This is a genomic window from Labrys sp. F242 (genome assembly GCF_057813875.1).
The window spans coordinates 28,053-49,822 of record NZ_JBVASG010000004.1 but is presented as its reverse complement, the minus strand read 5'-3'; the positions used below and the strand labels follow the sequence as shown (position 1 = coordinate 49,822).

Genomic DNA, 21,770 nt, shown 5'->3' with positions numbered 1-21,770 from the left:
TCGAACCATCGCAACATCGAAGAACGCATGGCGGAGCGCAGATGTGACACTTTCTGTGAAAACGTCTGTCGCCGGGTCACCGATTTCGGGCCGCAATGAAGTCGATCAAGTCGCACTCATTCGGAAAATGCCACCCGATATCGGAAGATGGCAGTCGGCGAGTGGCGGCTACTCTGGTGGCTCCTTCGTTGAGGCAAGTGTCCCCATGGGTGGCGCGACGCTCAACACAGGCAGCTCCTGGGTCGAAGTGCGCTGCCCGGATCACGCAGACATATCCTTCCGGACCGCCGCCGATCACGAGAACGTCGTAGTCAAGACCCTGGTCACAGCGGCCACTCCTGCAGCGTTTTTACGAAATGACTCAGCCATGCGTTCGTCTGGTGCCCGTCAAGCGAACGATGATCGATGGTCAGCGACACGTAGGCCATCGGCCGGATCACCAGCGCATCGCTGCCGTCGATCTCGCGTACTACGGCACGCTTTTGCAGCGCGCCGACGCCTAGGATGGCCGACTGTGGCTGATTGATTATGACGGGTGTCGCCACCAGGGAGCCGGAGACACCATGGTTCGAGATGGTGAATGTTCCGCCGCGCATATCGGCCGGGGACAATTTGCCGTCACGGGCACGGAGGGTCAGGTCCTGGAGCCCGCGGGCAATGCCCTCCAGGGCCAGATCCTGAACTTGATGGATCACCGGCACGACCAGCCCCTTGTCACCCAGTGCCGTGCCAATACCAATATTCACATCACCGAAGATTTCGAGCGCATCGTCGTGCCAATGGCTGTTGACCTCCGGCACCGCGCGCATGGCGGGGACGCAAGCGGCTGCGATATAGGCGGTATAGGACAGATTGATGCCGTCTTCGGCGAACCGCCGCTTGTGATGGTTGCGGTGGCGAATGATGGCGCTGAAATCAGCCTCGAACACAGCCGTCACATGAGGCGCGGCCGCAACCGAGTTCGCCATGTGCTGAGCAATGGCAAGCCGCATCGGCGAATGTGGAACTCTACGGGACCCTGCCGGTGTGGACGCTTTCGCGCTCGCCGGTCGCGGCTGGGAAACTATCGGTGCAATCATGGTCTGTTGTGGCTCGGCCGCCCTCCTGTCTGCCGTGAGCCCTCGCTCCGCGACGGCGGTCTCCATATCGGCGCGTGTGACGCGCCCGCCCTTGCCCGTTCCGGGGATATTCGCCGGGTCGATGCCATATTGCTCAGCCGCGCGACGCACTGCCGGCGAATAGCGGATTGCCCCGTCCCCCGCTGCAGCTGGGACAGCCGTTTGGGTTGGACGGGGCTCGGCGGATGGGGAGGACGCCTCTCCGATAGTTACCCGGGCCAGCACCGCTCCCGGAATGGCGATCTCGCCCGTATCGAGTACGATTTCCGACAGCACGCCGGCGACAGGCGAAGGAATTTCCTGCGTGACCTTGTCTGTCTCCAATTCTACCAGCGGTTCGTCGATCGCGATCTCGTCGCCGCTTTTTTTCAGCCAGTTGGCAACGATGGCCTTTGTGCCTTCGCGTTCCGGAGGAACGCAGATGTCGATGACCTCGGCCATGATCAGAACTCCATAAGCTCGGTGATGCGCTCGCGGATGCGCGCTACCGATGGAACCGCCCATTCGAGCAGTTCGAGATTATGTGGGCTCGGGATGTCGGGCATGGTAAGACGCGAGACAGGCGCATCCAGATCCATGAAAGTCTCGTCCGCGACGACGGCCGCTATCTCGGCGCCGAAACCGCCGGTGGACAAGTCCTCATGAACGATCAGGCAGCGCCCCGTGCGTCTCACGGAATCCAGCACCGACTGACAATCCCAAGGCATCAGAGTGCGCAGATCGATCACGTCTGCGGAGATGCCCTCGGTAGCCTCCTGACAACGATTGACCATGGCGCCCCAGGTGACGATCGTGATGTCTTTGCCGCTCCGGACGAAATCTGCCTTGCCAAAGGGCAGGACAAAATCATCTCCGGGATAGGGCCGGCGCGCCCAGCTATGATCCAACATTTCCCGATGCTCGAAGAAGATGACAGGATCGTTGCCCCGCAACGCGGCACGCAACAATCCAACGGCATCGCGCGCGTTGGAGGGCACGGCCACCTTCCAGCCGGGCTGGTGGACGAAGGCCACCTCGTTTGTCTGGCTATGCCAGGGATCTCCGCATTTGAAGAAGCCGCCCGGCATGCGTACCACCATAGGAGCGGCGAAGCGGTTGTTGGTACGCCAGCGAATCGTACCGCAATCGTTGATCTGTTCGGTTGCCGGCTCTGCATATTTGCGGAACTGGATCTCCGGTACGGGCAATAACCCGGCAAGCGCCATGCCCACGGCCCGGCCGATTATGCCTTCCTCCGAGAGCGAGGTGTCGAAGACACGGCCAGTGCCGAATTTTTCCTGCAGACCAAGCGTTGAGGCATGAACGCCGCCCTTTGTGCCGATATCCTCGCCGAACAGGACCACACGCTCATTGATCGTCAGTTCGTGCTCGAGGGTGCGCCGGATGGCCGTGACCATGTTGATGCGCTGCCCCTTGTCGGCTGGTCTGTCGGTACTTGGGGGCACTCTATAGCCGGCACGATGCTGGCCTCCCATCGCCTGCATTTCGCCCTCGTAGAAGACGTTTCGCATTACGGTCTCGGGCTTCGCAGACGGGCGCGCTTCCGCCACCTCCAGCGCCGCTTCAACGGCGCTTTCGGCATCAGCGGACACGGTCTTCCATTCCTCTTCGCTCATGATGGCAGGCACGAGATATTCCTTCAGCCGCGGCAATGGATCCCGCCTCCATTCCGCTGCCACGATTTCCTCCGACTTGTACGTTTGGGTGTCCTGAAAGCTGTGGCCTTGGAGGCGAGGCACCGTCAGATGCAGCATCGCCGGGGTCCGGGTCTCGCGCACATGGGCTATGGCCTGGTGGGACAAACGTGCGGCCTCGGCCGGATCCGTGCCGTCGCCTGAAAAGATTGCCAACCCCTGCCAGGAGGACAGGTTCGCCGCGATGTCCCCCCCGGGCGTCTGGAACGTCGAGGGAACCGATATGCCATATCCGTTGTCCTCCACGTAGAACAACATCGGCAGACCTTCCGTCGTGGCAATCGTAAGCGCTGCCCAGAAGCCGTTGGAGGCAACCGACCCGTCACCTCCGAGAACCACGGCGATCGAACGTTCGTATTCAGGCCTGTGCAAGGTCTCGCTGTAATAGCGGATGGCTTGCGCCCATCCCGCCGTCGGCGTGTACTGTGTACCGACGCCGCCGCACATCGGCAGCGCGGAGGCTCCTGTCGGATTGGGATAGTTGAAGACGACTCCGATGTCGCGACCGTCGGAGTAGCCACCCGACCGCCCCATGGCGGATCCTAGCGCATCCGCAGGATCGACACCCAGTGTAAGCAGCAGGGGACGAGATCGGTAGTAACCGCAAGCCGCGTCGTGTCGATCGGACAATTGCAGCCCGAGGAGTATTTGGGCCATGTCATGTCCGCGTGCGGAGAACTGATAGAGCACCTCTTTGCTCGGGACCAGTTGGGTCTCCTCCAGACTGTCGAGTGTCCTCGACAGATGCAGCAGATAGACGACACGACGCCAGTCAATCTCGGGGGCGGGCAGGACTGGCAATGAGCTGCTGAGCTGCGCTTGCGCCATCTATTTCTCCCCTGGTTCCAAACCAGAACGCCTGGGAAAGCAATCGTATCTCGACAACTCAAGAAATACGTTTCATTCTCGACCGGATTTTAATGAAACTTGGTATGAGTGTTTCGATAATGCGGAGAAAGTGAATGACAGCCGCCGAGCTCGATGCGCTTGACAGACGCATTATCCGCGCCCTGCAACGCGAGGCGAACATAAGCCACGTCGTATTGGCCGAGCAGATTGGAAGCTCCCCTGCATCATGCTGGCGCAGGATCAAGAAGCTTGAGGAAATTGGGGTTCTGGGGCCGACAGTGCGTCTTGTAAGCCCCGAATCTATCGGGCGGGGACAGACCGTCTTTTGCCAGATCCGGATGAAATCCCAGGATCCGGCGGCCCGCAAAAGTTTCGAGCTTTTCGTCGGAAGCTACGAAGAGGTATTGGAATGCTATGCGATGACGGGAGACTGGGATTATGTGCTGAGGCTGGCGGTCAAGGATATCAAGAACTACGAGCGCCTGCTCCTGGACGGAATCCTCGCCCACAGCTCGGTTGCGACCTCTTCGTCTCACTTCGCTCTAAAGGAGGTCAAATACACAACGATCCTGCCACCATGACGAGCATCAGGCCCTCGCACAATTGCGCCCCAGAATCGCCTGGCAGTAGAATTTGGTGACTGATCTGGCCAGGTCGCAGTCTCGGCGGGAAAACACGTACCAGTAGTATTCAAATACAAGGACCGCCCGGGTTGATCAGACCGGGACGGTTAGCGATTTATGACCAAATTTGTTGCGGGGATCCGCAACCAGGTCTTACGCGCGCAGCGCATCACAATGGCTGAAACCGCGATTTCCCTCGGCATATTACGATAGAGGCGATTGGCCGAACCGTTCGCGCCCTAGCCGTCAAGGCCCCAAAGATCCGTGTTGCGTTTGAAATACTCAATCAGCATCTCCGTGAGCACCCGCACTTTCCGCGTGGGATGCTGACCGGGCGGGCGGACGACATAGGCGGCCCCCGGAGGTACCGGATAGCGTGTCATGATCGGGACCAGTGCGCCGGAGGCCACATATTCATGTGTGATGCAGTCGGGGAGCCAGGCGATGCCGAGACCTGCCGCCGCCGCCGCGGCAAGCGCCGTGGCACTGTCGGCCTTGAACCTGCCCTGCGGCTGAACCGTGAGGATCTCGTCACCATCCATGAACTGCCAGGCTTCCGTTCCCTGCATGAGGGCCTGATGGGCGGCGAGTTCGCCCGGAGTCCCGGGTGACCCGTGCACCTCGATATAATCCGGGCTTGCGACAAGCTTTCCATGGATCGGCCCGACACGCTTCGCGATCAGGTTGGAGTCCTGAAGGTAGGCGCCCCGGATCGCGCAATCGAAACCCTCTGCGATGAGATCGACGAAGCGATCGCTGTAGGAAGCATGGATGTGAAGCTTCGGGTGCAGACGCGCCATTTCCGCAAGCACGGGGGCGAAGTGGGTCGCTCCGAACGTAAGCGGCATGGCAACCCTCAGGCTGCCGCGCAGCTCACCGGTGGGCAGGATCGCTTCCCGGGCCGTATCGATCTCGGCGCTGGCTCTGGCCGCGTGATCTCTGAACGTGATTCCTGCTTCTGTGAGCGCCGCGCCGCGGGTCGTTCGTGCAAGAAGCTGGACGCCAAGCTCCGCTTCAACCCGAAAGAGCCGCCGGCTGACGATCGACTTGGAGACGCCGAGCCGGCGCGCCGCCGCCGATACGCCCCCGGCATCGGCCACTGCGACGAATGTCTGTAGATCTTCGATATCCAATTCAGCGTTCCTCATTTCGCGACACAGCTTACCGAACTACGGCGCTACCGCATCGGGATGGGGAACGGCAAATTGCAGCCGGCAAGCGTCGCCCGCTGGCGCATGTCTCACGCAAAACCAATGTCGCACAAAGCGGCAGCAAAGGACGCAATAATGACCTTTCGCAACGGCCTTGATTCGCTTCTTCGGCCCGAAGACTCGGTCCTCGTTCTGATCGATCATCAGCCTTACCAGCTCGCGAACCTGAACAGCCACGACCCGCATATGGTGGTCAACAATTCGACGGCTCTGGCGAAGGCCGCCAAGGCGTTCGGCGTGCCCACCATCCTGACCAGTGTGATCGCTGACCGGGGCGGCGTCATCTTCCCCCAGATCACCGATGTCTTCCCCGGTCAGGAAGTGATCGACCGGACGTTCATCAATACCTGGGAGGACCAGAAGGTTGTGGATGCGGTGAAGGCGACGGGCCGCAAGCAGCTGATCATCGCGGGCCTGTGGACCGAGATTTGCGTGGCAATGCCGACGATCCAGGCGCTCGGCGAAGGCTGGGATGTGACGGTTGTCACCGATGCGTCCGGCGGCACTTCGGTCGAGGCACACGAGGTCGCCATCCAGCGCATGATCGCGGCCGGCGCGAACATGATGACCTGGCTGGCGGTGGCTTCGGAATGGCAGCGCGACTGGGCTCGCACAGAGCATGCCGCCGAGCTTTCGGAGGTGCTTGTGCAGCATGCCGCTGGCAGCGGCATTGCCTTTCTCTGGGAGCAGCAACTGCTTAAAACGCCTGTGCCGAGCAAAGGCTGATCCGGGCCGGGATGGCGAGTTTCGATACGAATCCAGAGCGATCCGTATGTAGAGCCTCGCCAACCTCACCTCAGAGGGAAGCCTTGTGATGTCAGCGATGAATATTATCGCCGCAGCCGGAGGTCACTTCGGCACCTTAAAGAAAGGCCCCCTTGCTGATGCGTCTAACCGTTCCCCCAAGAGTGATGACGCAGTGAGAGAACCATGAAAGCAGCCATCTATGATCACCCCGGCCCGCCGGCTGTCCTTCACTACGCGGATGTGCCCGATCCGATTTGCCCAAACAATGGCGTCCTGATCCGTGTCGAGGCTGCCGCCATCGAGGGCGGCGACCTGATCAATCGCGCGTCCACGCCTCCACCCCATCCAGCCTTCGTCGTCGGCTATGCCGCCGCTGGCGAAATCATCGCGGTCGGAGAGAAGGTGAAGAACCGTCATGTGGGCCAGAAGGTGACGAGCTTCGATCTCGCCGGGTCGCATGCGGAGTTGCGTGCCGTCGCCGTCAGCCGGACATGGCCCGTGCCGGCAGGACTCGACATCGCCGCTGCCGCAGCTCTGCCCATCGCATTCGGGACCGCTCATCACTGTCTCTTCGCTCGGGGCGGTTTGAAGCGTGGCGAAACTGTCCTCATCCAGGCGGGCGCCGGCGGCGTCGGGCTCGCCGCCATCCAGCTTGCGCATCGGGCAGGCGCAACTGTGCTTGCAACGGTCTCCGGGGCGAAGAGGGCCGAACGCCTTGTCGATCTTGGCCTCGATCATGCGATCGATCATCGCTCGGCCAACGTCGCCGATACGGTCATGCGTCTGACAGAAGGCCGTGGCGCAGATCTCGTCGTGGACCCGGTAGGAACCACCCTGAAAGGCTCCCTGGCGGCGCTCCGGCCCGAGGGGCGTTTGATAGTCGTGGGTAACGCCGGTGGCTCGCAGCTCAATATTGATCTGTGGTCGGCGCTACAGGCGAACCAATCGCTTTTCGGTGTCTTCATGGGAACGCAACTGGAAAAGCCGGATGTCTACCGCACGGTCTCCAGCATGCTGGAGCTGGCGGCAACTGGGGATCTCAAGGTGATCGTGGACAGGACGTTTCCCCTTGCGGCCGCCTCTGAAGCCCACGCCTATGCCGAAGGCCATTCCATCCTCGGGCGCGTTGTAATCGTCTCGGCCAGGCAATGAGCACGTAGGTCGGGTGAGCCATCGTCGCGCCCTCCGAGGGCCAGGGCCGCAGCATAAAATGCATCACCCTGCTTCTGTCGGGCGCGGCAAAGGCTACAGCGCGGCGGAACTCACCCGAATGCATGGATTCAAACGCAAAACGCCATCGGGGCCGTAAGGCCCAGATGGCGAGCGACTTATGACAGAATTGGTTGCCTCCATCCGACCGCGGCTCCCGATGCGTTAGCGTTGTCACAGCAGCCGGCAAAGACCGCCGTCACTCGGCAGAGGCAGTCGCTACCTTCTGGCATCGAGCTGATCGATGGCATGCACATTTCCGGCCGAAGGGCCTTGGGGATCGAAACTCGAGGACAGCCAGGTGTCGACGATGGCCTTGGCCAGTTCCGGACCGACGACCCGCGCACCCATGGTGATGATCTGGGCATTGTTCGACTTGGCGGCGCGTTCGGCCGAATAGGTATCATGCGTTAGGGCCGCGCGGATGCCCGGCACCTTGTTGGCGGAGATGCATACGCCGATGCCGGTGCCGCAGAACAGGATGGCGCGATCATGCTTGTGGTCGAGGACATCCTGGCCGACCTTGGCGGCGAGATCGGCATAGAAGCCCGACTGGCTGAGGTCGGTGATCTCCAGGTCCGGGCGATTGGCCAGATGCGCGGCGATGACGTCGAGCAGGGGCTTGCCCGCGCTGTCGGCTCCGAGTGCGATTTTCATGGCGGTCTTCCTTCCTTGCATAAGGGGATGGGAGCGCATCAGGGCCGTGCCGACAGGGCTCGGGCCGTGCGATCGAGGATGTCGAGATAGCCCTCGGCCTGCCAGGCGGAGCGGCCGATGAAGAGGCCGTCGATATGGGGTTGGCCGATAAGGTCGGCGGCATTGCCCGGGTTGACGCTGCCGCCATAGAGAACCGCAGGGGTCGTACCGAGACGCCCGGCCGCAACCTGCTTGATCAGGGCCTGCTGGCGATCGGCATAGTCGGCGCCGGCTGGAATACCGTTCTCGCCGATGGCCCAGACCGGCTCATAGGCGAAGATGATTTCGACGCCGGGCGTGCCGCTGCCAAGCTGCGAGAGCGCCCCCTCGACCTGCGCCGCCAGTACCTCTTCGGCCCTGCCGCTCTCGCGTTCCGCCAGGGTCTCGCCGACGCAGATCAGCGGTATCAGGCCATGGCCTATGGCCGCCGCCGTCTTGAGGCCGACGGTGCGATCCGTCTCACCGAAATGCTCCCGCCGCTCGCTATGCCCGAGTTCGACCAGGTCGAGGCCACAATCGCGCAGCATTCGCGGCGAGATTTCGCCGGTCCAGGCTCCCGCGTCGGCCCAGTGCATGTTCTGCGCGCCGACCTTCACCCGCGTCGCGGCCAGCGCCTGCTTGACCTCGCGCACCAGGGTGAAGGGCGGGATGACGAAGGGTTGCAAGCGATCATCGACCGAAGCCAGCGCTTGGGCCAGGGCGTTCGCAAAGGCCAGGCCCTCCTCCAGGGTCTTGTTCATCTTCCAGCTGGTGCCGACCCAATAACGTGTCATTTTCCGTGTATCTCCGTGCCGACCGCTGCCGACCGGCTTGCAAATTCGTGTGTTTGAAGCGGGCCTAGCCGAGCAGCGCCCGCGCAGTGGCCTCGTCGGTGATCAGGCCTCGGAGACGGCCACTGAGCAGCACGGCCCGGACGGCCTCGGTCTTGTTCGCCCCGCCTGCGATGCCGACGATGTGATCGTCGGCGCGTCCGTTCAACGCCACGCCCAGGGTTCGCGAGGTCAACGAGTTCTCGAGCACGCGCCCCTGGGCATCGAAGAAGTAGCCGAGCATTTCGCCCACGCCGCCCTCGGCCTTGATCTCCCGGATTTCCTGCGGATGCATCATGCCGGACGAGACAAGCTGGGCGTCGGCATCGACCGAACCGATGCCCACCACCTTCAGCCCCGCGCCATTGGCCATGGCGAGCACCTCGCCGATGCCGCGCTGGGCGAGCAGGACTGCCTTGTCCTCGGCGGAATTGGCGAAGAACGGCACCGGCATCACATAGGCCTGCGCACCGGTCTTCTCGGCGATGGAGTGCATGACGTCGTGCGGGTTGACGGCATAATCGCGGGTGAGCACGCCGAGCAGCGAGACGAAGCGCATCTGGCCGGCCGCGATGCGCGACATATGCGCGACGGCAGACGTCAGGGTCCGCCCATGGCTCAGGCCGATGGTGCGATGGTCGCCGCGCTCGATCTCGCGCCGCAGGAAGCCCGCTCCGGCCTGGCCGAGCGCGCGCAGCGGGATGCCATCCTCGCCGAGATCGGGAGCGACCTCGCAATGATCGAGATGGAAGCGCCGGCAGAGCTCTTCTTCCAGCTCGACGCATTCGATGATGTCGCCGTCGATGGAGACCTTGACCACGCCGCTCGCCACCGCTCGCGCGATGAGGCGGTGGGTCTTCACCGAGGGCAGGCCGAGCCGCTTGGCCACGGCCGCCTGGGTGAGGCCGCCGACATAATGCAGCCAGGCCGCGCGACGGGCGAGAGACTCCTCCAGCTCGTTCTCCGTGACGGCGCGTCCCATCCCGCCTCCCCGTCCCCGTTCCGCGTCAGACATGAAGATCCTCCACACCTGTCTCGATGAAAGGCGCCCAGAAGGCGATGCTTTCGGCAATCTGGGGCACCACCTGGCGGTCGTTGGGCTCGCGCTCCTTGAAGCTCAGCTCCAGGCAGATCTCGTTGTCTGCAGCCCCGCCCTCGGCAAGGGCCGCCAGCAGCGGTTCGGGCTGGATCCGGCCCTTGGCATTGAACTCGGCCGTGAAGGGGCGATGGCCGCCCTTGTCCATCAGGCTCTGCTTGATGTGGATGATCGGAGAAACCTTCGGCACGGCCCGGGCCCAGGCATAGGGGTCGTAGTCGTCGGGATTGGACGAGGTGACGTCGCCGTGATCAATATCGGCCATCATCCACATCGGCACGGCCATGTCGGCGGCCGTCAGCCGCCGCTGCAGCGACAGGCAGGCCTCGATGGTCTCGCCAAACTCGCGGCCGATGCTCATCGGCTCCCAGAAGACAGAGGTGAGACCGGCAGCCTTGGCATGCTCCGCGACCTGCGCCCAGCACTCGATGGCGATCTGGACCAACTCGTCGCGGCGGGCCGTGTCGTCATAATCGGCATAGGTGAAGATGGCGAACTGCGTGCCGACCGACGTGCCGCCGAGATCGCCGATGATGTCGGCGAAGGTCTTGAACCAGTCGACATAATAGCGCCGCACATCTGGATCGGGATGTCCAAAATGATTGAGCCGGCCATAGGGCCCGGTCATGCCACTGGTCACGCGTACGCCGGTGCGGGCCAGGGCGCTGCCCATCTCGCGGACCAGGCGCCTTATGGTGGGCGCGGGCCAGCTCGGATTGATGAATTCATGGGTGAGCTGGAGGTCGCGCAGCCTGAGACCGCGCGCCACCGTGTCGATCAGATCGTCGGGATCGGCGAAACGGTTCACCAGCGGATTGGTATTGAGGGACAGCGTCAGAGGCATCGGATCCTCAGGCGGAAACGTTGGAAAAACGGGTCGGCGTAGCCTCGCCTGCGGTCGGCATCTCCTGCTCGAACCAGGCGATGAAAGCCGCCTTTTCGGCATCACTCAGGTGGAGATAGTGCTTGGTCCGGCGCACCAGCACGTCCTCGGCGCTGCGGGCCCATTCATGACCGGCGAGATAGCGCGCCTCGGCCTCGAAGAGGCAGCCGCCGAAATGACGGCCGAGATCGGCAATGCTGCTTGCCGAGCCAACGACCTGCCGGGTGCGTGCCCCATAGGCATGGCCATAATGCTGGAGCAGCCGGTTGGGCATCCAGGAATAGGCGATGCGCAGGCTCTCGACGAAGCTTACATAATCGGCATTCTCGATCTCGCCGCCCGGCAGCTTGGCCTCGCGCGTCCAGTCACCGCCCATTTTGGGGAAGAACTTGCCGAGCCTGTGCATCGCGCGCTCGGAAAGCTCACGGAAGGTGGTGATCTTGCCGCCGAAGACGTTGAGCAGCGGCACCCCGCCCGTCTCATCGAGATCGAAGACGTAATCGCGCGTGACGGCGGATGGATTGCCCTTGCCGTCATCGAAGAGCGGTCGGACGCCCGAAAAGGCGTGCAGCACGTCCTGCCGGCGCAGCTTCTGCTTGAAGTAGCGGTTCACCGCTGTGATCAGGTAGTCGATTTCCGTCTCGTCGGCAGCGACGTCCTCGGCGGCGCCCTGATAGGCTATATCCGTGGTACCGATCAGCGCCATGTCCCCTTCATAGGGATTGATGAAGATCACGCGCTTGTCGTGGTTCTGCACCAGATAGGCCTGCTGCCCCTCCCAGAATTTCGGCACGATGATGTGGCTGCCCTTGACCAGGCGCACATTGCGCGTGGAGTTGGAGCCTGCCACCTGTGCGATGACATCGGAAACCCAGGGCCCCGCCGCGTTGGCGATGCAGCGCGCTCGGTGCGTGCGGGTTTCGCCTGTGGTCTCGTCACGAGTCGTGACCGTCCAGGCCCCCTCCTCCCGCCGCGCCGAGACGGCCGCCATACGGGTGAGGATCGTGGCGCCCTTTTCCGCGGCTCCGAGCGCGTTGAGCGCGACGAGCCGCGCATCATCGACCCAGCAGTCCGAATATTCGAAGCCCTTGGCATATTGATCGAGGATCGGCGCACCGACCGGATCGCGCCGCAGATCCAGCACGCGCGTACCGGGAAGCTTCTTGCGGCCACCGAGATGATCGTAGAGGAACAGGCCGAGGCGCACCAGCCAGGCAGGCCTGTCCTGCGGGCTGTGCGGCAGCACGAACCGCATCGGCCAGATGATGTGGCAGGCCGAGTTCAAGAGGACTTCACGCTCGATCAGCGCCTCGCGAACCAGACGAAACTCGTAATATTCCAGATAGCGCAGGCCGCCATGCACCAGCTTGCCCGAGCGCGAGGACGTGCCCTGGGCCAGATCGTCCTTTTCCACCAGCGTGACGGACAGGCCGCGGCCTGCCGCATCGCGGGCGATGCCGGCACCATTGATGCCGCCGCCGATCACCAGAAGGTCAATCATCGGGAGGTCGATCATCTCACTCATACTGCAAGGCTCCTTCCCGCGCCCGGTGCTGCGCTTGCCCCACCGGCATCGTGCCGGGCAGCCGCAAGTGCATTCCAGGCCGGGGTCAATTCGAGGCGCGTGGCCCTGAAGGCGGGGAACAATTGATCGTAAACGCTCGCCAGGGTCGGATCGGGAGGTTCTGGCGCCCCCAAGAGAGGCGTCACCCACTGGGCGACGCAGGCATCCATGTCCTTGAAGGCGCCGACGGCAACCGCCGCCATCATCGCCGCGCCGGCAGCCCCGGCTTCCTCTCGTGAGGAAACGCGCAGCGGGGCGTTGATCGCCGCTGACAGCACGCCGCGCAAGGCGCGCGAGCGGACCGCGCCACCGGCCAGGCGCAGTTCGGCCGGTAGATCGCCCATCGCGGCATAGCAATCGCGCATGGCCAGGCCGAGCCCTTCGACGACGGCGCGCACTAGGTCTGCATAGCGATGGCCGGCGGACAGGCCGATGAAGCCGGCCCGCGCATCGGCATCGACGAAGGGACCGCGCTCCCCGGCATCGGAAATATAGGGATGGTAGATCAGCGATCCCGGGCGGCTTTCGGCCAGCCAGCCGTCGATACGCCTCACCAGGTCCTGATGCGCCACCTTCTGGCCCATCTGCGCCAGAATGTCGGCCGCGATCATCAACACCCAGTCGATGTTGAGCGTGGCCGCCATGTTGGTCTGGACCTGGGTGACGACCCCGGGCACGGGCAGGGCAATGACATAGCCGGTACCCTCCGCATTGAGATGAACGTCCGCCGCTCTCTTGGCCCGCATATGGACGCCGGTGGAGCCGATGGTCGAGCAGGCCGCATCGCCCGAACCGCCATAGACACCCGCCCCCAGCGCAGCCATGACCATGTCGACATAACCCAGGCTTACTGGCGTGCCCGCCAGCAATCCCGTCTGCTCCGCCGCACGCTTCGTAAGGGCATGGGTGACCTGGCTGCCATCGAGGATTTCGGGCAGCAAGCTGCGCCGATGCGTCAAGCCGAGGGCTTCCACGACCCCATCGTCATAGCGGCGAGTGCGGAAATTGCCGAAGGTGAAGCTGGCTTCCGATGGATCCGTGGCGCGCACGCCTGTCAGGTTCAGATAGAGCCAGTCCTTGCAATGCAGCGCCACCTCGGCCCTGTCGAGCAGATCCGGATTGTGGCTGTCCATATGGGCCATTTGCGAGCCCTGCTGGCAGGTATTGAGGCCCGTGCCGGTGGCCTCGAAACGAGCCCTGTTCAGCGGGGAGGCTGCCAGGCCGCGCACCGTGGGCGCCGCCCGCGCATCCAGCCACAGCCAGGCATCGGCCACCGGCGCGTTGTCCGCACCGACCAGCCAGGTGCCATCGCCCTGCGCCGTGACGGCGAGCGCCGCGGTGCGGGCGGCCAGATTCTTGATTTTGTCGGCCAATCCGCGCAGCGCCGCGACACAATCGGCCCAGGTCGCCTCCAGCGACTGGGTCGCCGAGCCGTCATCCCCGCGCAGGTAACGATTGGGTACGGAGGCGGCGCCGACCTGGCGGCCGCCGAAATCGAAGGCGACGGCCTTGATCACCGAGGTCCCGGCATCCACCCCGATCAGCAGATCAGCGGACATCGCAACATCCTTCGCGAACTGACGGGTCGACACTTCCGCGCATGATCCATCTCCCTGACAGAGCCAGGCCTCCCACACGCGCCGGCGATTTTCACCGTCCGCATCGATCTCCGATCACTGTGATTTTCATATATCACAAAGATATCATAAGTCACGTAATTTATTGCCAATATAACATATTATTTCAGATAACCGAACCCATAGCCAGAAAGAGAAGGCCCATCGCAAAAGCCTCGGGCGCCTACCGACGCCTCCGCTCGGAATGCGCTGAAAAACCGTCATCTCTTTCGTTTTTCAATCGCCAATTCTTAGTTATATAATTGATTTATATAGATAAATTTTCATACCCTCGTCTTTTGAGCATAACGACTCGCTCTATGAAAAATGCAGCAGCGGGCCACTCCAACGCCCCGCAGGCTGCCCTGCTTCGCCGGAGAGATTGCCGCGGGATAATATCCTTCCCGGAAAACTTTTATGCCAAATCAACGAGTCAAGAATATAACTCTGTTGACGTTTTATGAAACACAGATATAACATATCTCAATGATCAGCGAGAGAGCCGTCCGGCCCGTGAGAGCGGGCCGCATCAGCGGCAGAATGGGAGGAGCCATGCTGCGCATTCCGCGCACCGGGCCCGCGTTTGCGGCGCAAGCCGGAGCGAGCCTCGGCCAGACATTCCTTCACGCCGCGCTGGTCGAACACCGCAAGAATGTGGGGCCTGGTCATGAGCAATAGTCATGGTGCATCCGTGAGGGCGTCGGGCGCCGGCGGGCGTGTCCGGCTGGTGGTGCCGGCCCTTGCTCTTCTCGTCATTGCAGGAATCGCGTTCGATACCCGGATCGTGCAGATCGGCTCCAAGGACGATGTGCGCCAGGCGGCCTTTTCGCCCGACAGCTATGGCATCGAGCATTTTCCGCAGATCAAGGCAGCCATCGAACAGCGCGCCGTCGAGGCCAAGACCCTCGCGCCGGAGGTCCTGGCCAATAAGGCGGCAGCCGCCACGAAATATGGCACGGCAGCCTCCACCGGCTCGATCATTCCCATCCGCCTCACCGGCATCGCCGGCGAGCAGAAGGCGGGCATCTACAAGCTCACGGTGGACGGACTGCCGGCATCCATCGGGGTGCGCGTGCAGACCGGCCCCGCCATCAACGGGACCGATCTTCGCGATGCGCCTGGCGACATCGCTTTCGGCCAGTTCAAGAACCAGATCGAGTATCAGAACGCCGGTTCGGCCATCAATCGCGAGATGAAGAAGCAGGTACTCACCGGCATCGACACCGCCAATCTCACCGGCAAGACCCTGGAGATCGTTGGTGCCTTCCGGCTGGTGAACCCGGAAAACTGGCTGATCACGCCCGTAGCGGTGACGGTGAAATGAGCGGCGAGCCCTCTCCTTCCGGCGCTCAGATGCCCGGGGTCGTGCTGGCCGCGCGCCACGTGGCCAAGTCCTACGGCAATGTCCATGCCCTGAAAGGCGTGAACTTCGACATTCATCGCGGCCAGGTCACAACCCTGTTCGGCGAGAACGGCGCCGGCAAATCGACCCTGATGAAAATCCTGTCGGGCATCGTGACGCCGACATCGGGCGAGATCCTCCTCGACGGCCGGCCCGTGGTGTTCTCCTCGGCATCGGACGCCCGCGACCAGGGCATCTCGATCATCCACCAGGAGCTCTCCCTCGCGCCCAATTTGTCGGTACGCGACAACATCTTCATGGGACGCGAGATCATGGGCCTCACCGGCGTCGACTTCGCTCGGGAGGAAGCAGAGACGCGCGCCTTGATGGCCGAGCTCGAAGAAGACATCGATCCCCTCACCCCGGTCGGCGAATTGCGGCTCGGGCAGCAGCAGATCGTCGAGATCGCGCGCGCCCTCTCGGTTCGCAGCCGCATCCTGATCATGGACGAGCCGACCTCGGCCCTGTCGGCGACGGAAGTGGCGGTGCTGTTCAAGGTCATCGGCGATCTCACCAGCCGGGGCGTCTCGATCGTCTACATCTCCCACCATCTCGAAGAGGCGCTCGAAATCACCAATCACGCCGTCGTCCTGCGCGACGGCACCATGACGGCCTACGCCCCGCGCGCCGAGATCGACCTCAAATGGATCGTCCGCAACATGGTGGGCGAGAACTATGATCTCGGCTCGCCGCCGGAGGGCTACGCCTTCGGCGCCACCGCGCTTTCGGTGCGCGACCTCACGGTGCCGGATCCCGCCAGCGGCGGCTACAACGTGGTCGACAAGCTGTCGCTGGACGTCAAGGCCGGCGAGATCGTCTGCATCTACGGCCTGATGGGCGCCGGCAGGACCGAATTGCTGGAGACTCTGGCCGGACGCCTCAAGGCCTCATCAGGCCAGATCCTGCTGGAGGATGACGAGATCTCGGGCCTGACCATCGCCCGGCGCATCAAGGCCGGCCTGGCCCTGGTTCCCGAGGACCGGCAGCGCGATGGCCTGGTGCAGACCATGAGCGTGGGCCAGAATCTGTCCCTGGCGTCGATCGCCGACTTCACGCGCGGCTTGTTCACTTCTCTGAAGATCGAGCAGCAGCTGATCGAAGACACTATTCGCAAGGTCACGGTCAAGACGGCCGGAGGCGGAGCGCCCATCGGCTCCCTGTCCGGCGGCAACCAGCAGAAGGTGGTGATCGGCAAGATGCTGGCCACCAACCCCAAGGTGATCCTGCTCGACGAGCCGAGCCGCGGCATCGACATCGGCGCCAAGGCCGAAGTGTTCCGGTTGCTGGCCGAGGGCGCACGCCGGGGCCTCGCCGTCGTCTACTCCACGTCCGAAGTCGGCGAATGCCTCTCCGTCGCGCATCGCATCATCGTCATGCGCAAGGGCCGCATCGTCGCCGAATTCGGCGCAACCGCAAGCAAGGACGAGATCATGGCCGCCTCGGGCGAAGCCGTGGTCCATTAGGCTGGAGGCCTGCCCATGTCGCACACCGCTGCAAGTACGAGCGCCAAGGGGCAGAGATCGGGCCCCGGCCTCGGCCGGCTGCTCCTCGAAGGACGCGCCTTCTTCGCGCTGATCCTCATCGTCGCAGTCTTTTCGTTCTTGTCGCCGAATTATTTCACGCTCGGCAATTTCCTGACGATGGCTTCTCATGTCGCCATCTACGGCATCCTGGCGCTCGGCATGCTCCTGGTGATCCTCAACGGCGGCATCGATCTTTCGGTGGGCTCGGTACTGGCCCTGTCCGGCTGCGTCGCCGGCTTCCTGATGGGAGGTGTGACCCTGCAGGTGGCCGGCGTCATCCTCTACCCGCCGGTCTGGGCCATCGTGATCCTGACCCTGGTGGCCGGCGGGCTGGTCGGAGCCTTGAACGGCGTGCTCATCGCCTGGTTCCGCGTGCCTGCCTTCGTGGCGACGCTGGGCGTGATGTATGTCGCCCGCGGCGTGGCGCTGCTGATGACCAACGGCCTCACCTACAACAATCTCTCCGGCCATGCCGATCTCGGCAACACCGGCTTCGAGTGGCTGGGCTTCAATCGCCTGTTCGGCGTGCCGATCTCGGTGCTGATCCTGGCGGCGCTCGCCATCGTCACGGCTCTGGTGCTCGGTCGTTCCGCCTTCGGCCGCTGGCTCTATGCCTCGGGCGGCAATGCCCGCGCCGCCGAATTGTCGGGCGTGCCGGTCAAGCGCGTGCAGATCACCGTCTATACCGTCTCCGGCATCCTGTCGGCGATCGCAGGGCTCGTTCTGTCCTCGCAGCTGACCTCGGCCGGCCCGACGGCGGGCACCACCTATGAACTGACGGCCATCGCGGCCGTGGTGATCGGCGGCGCGGCGCTCACCGGCGGCCGCGGCACGGTGCAGGGCACGATGCTCGGCGCCTTCGTCATCGGCTTCCTGTCGGACGGGCTGGTGATCATCGGCGTGTCCTCCTACTGGCAGACCGTCTTCACCGGCACGGTGATCGTGCTCGCCGTCCTGCTCAACTCGATCCAGTACAAGGCCCGCGGCCGGCAAGGCTGAGGGCCCGCACAGAAACCTTCCCATTTCGGCAACAAATAACAGATCTGCAGTGGGATCGTTGCCGTCTTGCGACGGCAGACAACTTCACCAATCAAGGGAGATGCCCCATGTTCAAAAAAGGCATGCGTTTGCTGGTCGCGGCCGCCGCCGTGACCCCATTGCTGATCGGCTCGGCCTCGGCGGCCGGCCTGATCTCGATCATCGTCACCGATCCGGCCAATCCATATTGGTACACGGAAGGCGAAGTCGCCAAGAAGACCGCCGAGCAGCTCGGCTACACCGCCTCGGTTTCGGCCCATAAGGGCGACACCAACACCGAGAGCACGCTGGTCGACACCGCCATCACCAACAAGTCCGCCGCCATCATCCTCGACCCGGCCAATGCCGATGGATCGGTCGGAGCGGTGAAGAAGGCGGTCGATGCAGGCATTCCGGTGTTCCTCGTCAATGCCGAGATCAACAAGGAAGGCCTCGCCAAGGCGCAGCTCGTCTCCAACAACGCGCAGGGCGCCGCCGTCGGTGCCGAGCAATGGGTGAATTCGGTCGCCAAGACGGGCAAATATGTCGAGCTGTTCGGCAACCCCGCCGACAACAACGCCGCCACCCGCTCCAACGGCTACGAAACCGTACTGACGCAATATCCCGACCTGACCAAGGCCGCCAAGGAAGTGGCCAACTGGGATCGCGCCCAGGGCTACCAGAAGATGCAGTCCATGCTGCAAGCCCATCCTGACATCACCGGCGTGATCTCCGGCAATGACGAGATGGCGCTCGGCGCCATCGCGGCGCTGAAGGAGGCCGGCAAGCTCAGCAAGGTCAAGGTCGGCGGCTTCGACGGCTCGCCCGATGCGGTTGCCGCCATCAAGGCCGGCGAGCTGCAATATACCGTGCTGCAGCCGGTTGCGGTCTTCTCCAAGGAAGCGGTGGTCCAGGCCGACACCTTCATCAAAACAGGCAAGACCGGCGCAGCGACCGAAAAGCAGCTCTTCGACTGCGTCCTGATCACCAAGGACAATGTCGACAAGTATGTTTCGGCCTTTACGCTCGCCAAATAATGACGAAGCCGGGATGGCCGTTGGCTATCCCGGCTTTCTTATGGGTCGGTGGCGCGTCCTTCCACAGCGGTGATTGCTGCAGGCAGGCATATTCCAGCACTTCGGGATATCCTGCCAGCGCTCAACCCGGAAACAGACCGACATGACATCGACGAGAGCCACGCAGGAAGACACGCTGGAACAGATCATCGCCGATCAGGTGCCGAGCGACAGCCGCCATGCTCGCCAGCTTGCCCGCCGCCAGCTCATCATGCAGGCGGTGATGGCTGAGGGCACCATGCGCATCGAGGAACTGGCCGAGCGCTTCGCCATCAGCCTGATGACCGTGCACCGCGACCTCGACGAGCTGATCAATCGCGGCCTGCTGCGCAAGTCGAGGGGCATCGTCTCGGCGACACCCACCAGCTTGGTTGAGTCGAGCGATGTCTATCGTTCCATGCGCGAGGCCGTGGAAAAGCGCGCCATCGCCCAGGTGGCGGCCCAATTCCTGGAAGCCGGCCAGGCCGTCTTCTTCGACGATTCCACCACCGTGCTGCAGATGGCCCCGCATATCGCAGCCCGCGTGCCGCTGACGGCGATCACCAACTCGATCCCGCTGATGAACGAGTTGAAGGAGATGAGCGACGTGACGCTGCTCGGCCTCGGGGGGCGCTATTACAATTGGTGCAACGCCTTCATGGGCCCGGCCACGACGGCCGAGATCCGCCGGCTGCGCGCCGACTGCGTCTTCCTGTCGATGTCGGCCATCACCGATGACATGGTGTTCCACCAATCCGCGGAGATGGTCGAGACCAAGCGGGCCATGTTCGACAGTGCGGCCAAGCGGATCCTGCTTGCCGACCACACCAAGTTCCAGCGTCGCGCCCTGCACGCCATGGGCACTCTGAGCGAGTTCGATGCCATCATCGTCGACGACGGCATGGCCCCGCTCCAGGTCGAATTGCTGCGCTCGCGCGGCATCAACATCGTGATCGCGCCGATCAAGCAGCGCTCACCCCACCCCGCGTGACGCGACGAGGCGTTTCGTCTCCGTCGGACATCGCGATTTCTGCAATATCCTTTCGAGACGGAGTGCCTGCCAATGCCCACCCTCATCGGAATCGACAACGGGCTGACGGTGACCAAGGCGGCCGTCTTCGATGAAAAAGGCGTGCTGCTCGCCGTGGCCCGCCGGCGCATTCCCCAGATCATTCCCCATCCCCACCATGTCGAACGCGACATGGTGGGCCTGTGGCAGGCAACGGCCGAGGCCATCGCCGAGGCACTCGAAAAAGCCGGGCGTCCTGCCAGCGATGTCGCGGCGGTTGCCGCGACCGCCCATGGCGACGGCCTCTACCTTCTCGACGCGGAGCATCGTCCGCTCGGCCATGGCATTCTCTCGCTCGACAGCCGCGCGGCCGCCATCGTCGCCGAGTGGGACGGGGATGGCACCTCCGCCACCGCCCTCGCCCGCACCGGCCAGGTCGCGCATGCCTCGGCCCCATCGGCACTGCTGGCCTGGATCAAGCGCCACGAACCCGAGCGCTTTGCCAGGATCGCCCATGTCCTGGCCTGCAAGGACTGGCTGCGCTTTTGCCTGACCGGAACGCTTGGCACGGATCTCACCGAGGCCAGCACATCGTTCACGGCGATGGAAAGCCAGGTCTATGAACCTGACATCCTGCCGATCTTCGGCCTCGAGGGCCTTGCCGGTGCCCTTCCCGCCGTTACCCGGCCCGATGAGATCATCGGCACGGTTTCTCAGGCCGCGGCCTCCGCGACCGGCCTGACGGCCGGAACCCCGGTGGTGGCCGGCGTGCATGACGTCGTCGCCTCCGCCCTCGGCATTGGAGGCCATCGCGAAGGCACCGTGGCGATCGTGGCGGGGACCTATTCCATCAACGAGACGATCGCCAGCACGCCGAAGACCGATACCCGCTGGTTCTGCCGCAACGGCATCAAGCCGGGCGAATGGAACCATATGAGCATATCGCCGGCATCCGCCGCCAACTACGACTGGTTCCTGGATACGCTCTGCGCCGTCGAGCGACGCAGCGCGGAGGAGACAGGCGGCTCCATCCACGCCGCCATCGGCACCGAAATCGAGGCGGCACTCGCGCGGCCCTCCACCGTGCTCTTTCACCCCTATCTCTACGGTTCTCCCCATGGCGCGACCGCCAGCGCCGGCTTTCTCGGGCTACGTGGCTGGCATGATCGCGGTGACATGCTGCGCGCCGTCATCGAAGGCATCGCCTTCAACCACCGGGTGCATGTCGACGCCCTGCGGGAAGGCTTTTCCCCCGGCACCATCAGCCTGACGGGCGGCATATCGAGGAAGCCGCTTTACGCCCAGATCTTCGCGGACGCTCTCGGCCTGCCCGTCACCGTGAACGAGACCGAGGAGGCCGCCGCCTGGGGCGCTGCCTTGTGCGCCGGCGCCGGAGCCGGCCTCTACGCATCGCCGACGGACGATCCCCGCGATCTCGCAGCTCTCGCCCGGCATTACCAGCCAGATCCCACGCGCAGCCGGCAGTTGCAGGAGCGTTATGCCCTGCATTGCGACATCGCCACGCAGCTTGCACCTCTCTGGCCGCGCATCGAGGCCCTCGCCTCGCAAGCAGCGTAGAGCAAAGTGCGATTCCGTTGAAACGCACTTTGCTCTAACTCTTTGTTTTGACGCGGTTTCTTAATCGAAAA

General features: G+C 63.4%; 18 protein-coding genes. 9 read left to right on the top strand and 9 right to left on the bottom strand.

All coding sequences use genetic code 11. The features are described from left to right. Positions 1–323 precede the first annotated feature (323 nt). Together ACZYTC_RS23715 and ACZYTC_RS23710 are read right to left on the bottom strand one after the other, a co-directional pair. Positions 324–1,559: a dihydrolipoamide acetyltransferase family protein gene (locus ACZYTC_RS23715; RefSeq protein WP_488990678.1), complete on the bottom strand. Its 1,236-nt coding sequence runs from the start codon at positions 1,557–1,559 to the stop codon at positions 324–326. Between the two features lie 2 nt (positions 1,560–1,561). Continuing rightward, complete coding sequence (locus tag ACZYTC_RS23710; RefSeq protein WP_488990677.1) at positions 1,562–3,640, bottom strand: alpha-ketoacid dehydrogenase subunit alpha/beta; 2,079 nt, start codon at positions 3,638–3,640, stop codon at positions 1,562–1,564. A 134-nt stretch (positions 3,641–3,774) separates the two neighbouring features. Here ACZYTC_RS23710 and ACZYTC_RS23705 point away from each other — a divergent pair, with 134 nt between their 5' ends. Beyond that, a complete protein-coding gene (locus ACZYTC_RS23705) occupies positions 3,775–4,242 on the top strand; it encodes an Lrp/AsnC family transcriptional regulator (protein ID WP_434961145.1) in 468 nt (155 codons plus the stop codon). Positions 4,243–4,523: 281 nt separating this feature from the next. Here the strand turns inward: ACZYTC_RS23705 and ACZYTC_RS23700 are convergent, their stop codons facing one another. Continuing rightward, on the bottom strand, positions 4,524–5,417 hold the full coding sequence (locus ACZYTC_RS23700; RefSeq protein ID WP_488990676.1) for a LysR family transcriptional regulator: 894 nt from the start codon (positions 5,415–5,417) through the stop codon (positions 4,524–4,526). Positions 5,418–5,570: 153 nt separating this feature from the next. Here ACZYTC_RS23700 and ACZYTC_RS23695 point away from each other — a divergent pair, with 153 nt between their 5' ends. Continuing rightward, positions 5,571–6,221: a hydrolase gene (locus ACZYTC_RS23695; protein ID WP_434961147.1), complete on the top strand. Its 651-nt coding sequence runs from the start codon at positions 5,571–5,573 to the stop codon at positions 6,219–6,221. A gap of 204 nt (positions 6,222–6,425) precedes the next feature. Further along, positions 6,426–7,394, top strand: a complete 969-nt coding sequence (locus tag ACZYTC_RS23690) for a quinone oxidoreductase family protein (protein ID WP_488990675.1) — start codon at positions 6,426–6,428, stop codon at positions 7,392–7,394. A gap of 276 nt (positions 7,395–7,670) precedes the next feature. Here the strand turns inward: ACZYTC_RS23690 and derI are convergent, their stop codons facing one another. From derI to ACZYTC_RS23660, 6 genes are all read right to left on the bottom strand, one after another. Then, positions 7,671–8,108 carry a D-erythrulose-4-phosphate isomerase gene (gene derI / locus ACZYTC_RS23685; RefSeq protein ID WP_434961149.1) on the bottom strand — a complete coding sequence of 146 codons (438 nt, stop codon included), beginning with the start codon at positions 8,106–8,108 and terminating at the stop codon, positions 7,671–7,673. A gap of 38 nt (positions 8,109–8,146) precedes the next feature. Beyond that, a complete protein-coding gene (locus ACZYTC_RS23680) occupies positions 8,147–8,920 on the bottom strand; it encodes a triose-phosphate isomerase (protein WP_454818489.1) in 774 nt (257 codons plus the stop codon). 64 nt (positions 8,921–8,984) lie between these two features. Next, positions 8,985–9,971, bottom strand: coding sequence for a sugar-binding transcriptional regulator (locus ACZYTC_RS23675; RefSeq protein ID WP_441774350.1), 987 nt, complete (start codon positions 9,969–9,971; stop codon positions 8,985–8,987). Next, the gene (locus tag ACZYTC_RS23670) at positions 9,964–10,896 is read right to left on the bottom strand and encodes a sugar phosphate isomerase/epimerase family protein (RefSeq protein ID WP_434961152.1); all 933 of its coding nucleotides are present in this window, start codon (positions 10,894–10,896) and stop codon (positions 9,964–9,966) included. The genes ACZYTC_RS23675 and ACZYTC_RS23670 overlap by 8 nt, the downstream gene beginning before the upstream one ends. Before the next feature lie 7 nt (positions 10,897–10,903). Continuing rightward, positions 10,904–12,451: a glycerol-3-phosphate dehydrogenase gene (locus ACZYTC_RS23665; RefSeq protein ID WP_488990921.1), complete on the bottom strand. Its 1,548-nt coding sequence runs from the start codon at positions 12,449–12,451 to the stop codon at positions 10,904–10,906. Between the two features lie 5 nt (positions 12,452–12,456). Then, positions 12,457–14,058: an FGGY-family carbohydrate kinase gene (locus ACZYTC_RS23660; RefSeq protein WP_488990674.1), complete on the bottom strand. Its 1,602-nt coding sequence runs from the start codon at positions 14,056–14,058 to the stop codon at positions 12,457–12,459. A gap of 724 nt (positions 14,059–14,782) precedes the next feature. On the opposite strand from ACZYTC_RS23660, the gene ACZYTC_RS23655 reads away from it, so the two are divergent. From ACZYTC_RS23655 to ACZYTC_RS23630, 6 genes are all read left to right on the top strand, one after another. Further along, positions 14,783–15,439, top strand: a complete 657-nt coding sequence (locus ACZYTC_RS23655) for a DUF2291 family protein (protein ID WP_488990673.1) — start codon at positions 14,783–14,785, stop codon at positions 15,437–15,439. Continuing rightward, on the top strand, positions 15,436–16,980 hold the full coding sequence (locus tag ACZYTC_RS23650; protein WP_441774352.1) for a sugar ABC transporter ATP-binding protein: 1,545 nt from the start codon (positions 15,436–15,438) through the stop codon (positions 16,978–16,980). Before ACZYTC_RS23655 ends, ACZYTC_RS23650 begins: the two co-directional genes overlap by 4 nt. A 15-nt stretch (positions 16,981–16,995) precedes the next feature. Next, entirely contained in the window at positions 16,996–18,039 is a 1,044-nt protein-coding gene (locus ACZYTC_RS23645; RefSeq protein WP_434961156.1) for an ABC transporter permease, read from the top strand. A gap of 107 nt (positions 18,040–18,146) precedes the next feature. Further along, positions 18,147–19,094, top strand: a complete 948-nt coding sequence (locus tag ACZYTC_RS23640; RefSeq protein WP_434961157.1) for a D-ribose ABC transporter substrate-binding protein — start codon at positions 18,147–18,149, stop codon at positions 19,092–19,094. Between the two features lie 142 nt (positions 19,095–19,236). Beyond that, on the top strand, positions 19,237–20,103 hold the full coding sequence (locus tag ACZYTC_RS23635; RefSeq protein WP_434961158.1) for a DeoR/GlpR family DNA-binding transcription regulator: 867 nt from the start codon (positions 19,237–19,239) through the stop codon (positions 20,101–20,103). Positions 20,104–20,175: 72 nt separating this feature from the next. Continuing rightward, complete coding sequence (locus ACZYTC_RS23630) at positions 20,176–21,699, top strand: FGGY-family carbohydrate kinase (protein ID WP_488990672.1); 1,524 nt, start codon at positions 20,176–20,178, stop codon at positions 21,697–21,699. Positions 21,700–21,770 lie beyond the last annotated feature (71 nt).

Coding starts and splice junctions, on each gene's coding strand:
- ACZYTC_RS23715 (WP_488990678.1), bottom strand. CDS start 1,559: ATGGCCGAGGTCATCGACATCTGCGTTCCTCCGGAACGCGAAGGCACA.
- ACZYTC_RS23710 (WP_488990677.1), bottom strand. CDS start 3,640: ATGGCGCAAGCGCAGCTCAGCAGCTCATTGCCAGTCCTGCCCGCCCCC.
- ACZYTC_RS23705 (WP_434961145.1), top strand. CDS start 3,775: ATGACAGCCGCCGAGCTCGATGCGCTTGACAGACGCATTATCCGCGCC.
- ACZYTC_RS23695 (WP_434961147.1), top strand. CDS start 5,571: ATGACCTTTCGCAACGGCCTTGATTCGCTTCTTCGGCCCGAAGACTCG.
- ACZYTC_RS23690 (WP_488990675.1), top strand. CDS start 6,426: ATGAAAGCAGCCATCTATGATCACCCCGGCCCGCCGGCTGTCCTTCAC.
- derI (WP_434961149.1), bottom strand. CDS start 8,108: ATGAAAATCGCACTCGGAGCCGACAGCGCGGGCAAGCCCCTGCTCGAC.
- ACZYTC_RS23680 (WP_454818489.1), bottom strand. CDS start 8,920: ATGACACGTTATTGGGTCGGCACCAGCTGGAAGATGAACAAGACCCTG.
- ACZYTC_RS23675 (WP_441774350.1), bottom strand. CDS start 9,971: ATGTCTGACGCGGAACGGGGACGGGGAGGCGGGATGGGACGCGCCGTC.
- ACZYTC_RS23670 (WP_434961152.1), bottom strand. CDS start 10,896: ATGCCTCTGACGCTGTCCCTCAATACCAATCCGCTGGTGAACCGTTTC.
- ACZYTC_RS23665 (WP_488990921.1), bottom strand. CDS start 12,451: ATGATCGACCTCCCGATGATTGACCTTCTGGTGATCGGCGGCGGCATC.
- ACZYTC_RS23660 (WP_488990674.1), bottom strand. CDS start 14,058: ATGTCCGCTGATCTGCTGATCGGGGTGGATGCCGGGACCTCGGTGATC.
- ACZYTC_RS23655 (WP_488990673.1), top strand. CDS start 14,783: ATGAGCAATAGTCATGGTGCATCCGTGAGGGCGTCGGGCGCCGGCGGG.
- ACZYTC_RS23650 (WP_441774352.1), top strand. CDS start 15,436: ATGAGCGGCGAGCCCTCTCCTTCCGGCGCTCAGATGCCCGGGGTCGTG.
- ACZYTC_RS23645 (WP_434961156.1), top strand. CDS start 16,996: ATGTCGCACACCGCTGCAAGTACGAGCGCCAAGGGGCAGAGATCGGGC.
- ACZYTC_RS23640 (WP_434961157.1), top strand. CDS start 18,147: ATGTTCAAAAAAGGCATGCGTTTGCTGGTCGCGGCCGCCGCCGTGACC.
- ACZYTC_RS23635 (WP_434961158.1), top strand. CDS start 19,237: ATGACATCGACGAGAGCCACGCAGGAAGACACGCTGGAACAGATCATC.
- ACZYTC_RS23630 (WP_488990672.1), top strand. CDS start 20,176: ATGCCCACCCTCATCGGAATCGACAACGGGCTGACGGTGACCAAGGCG.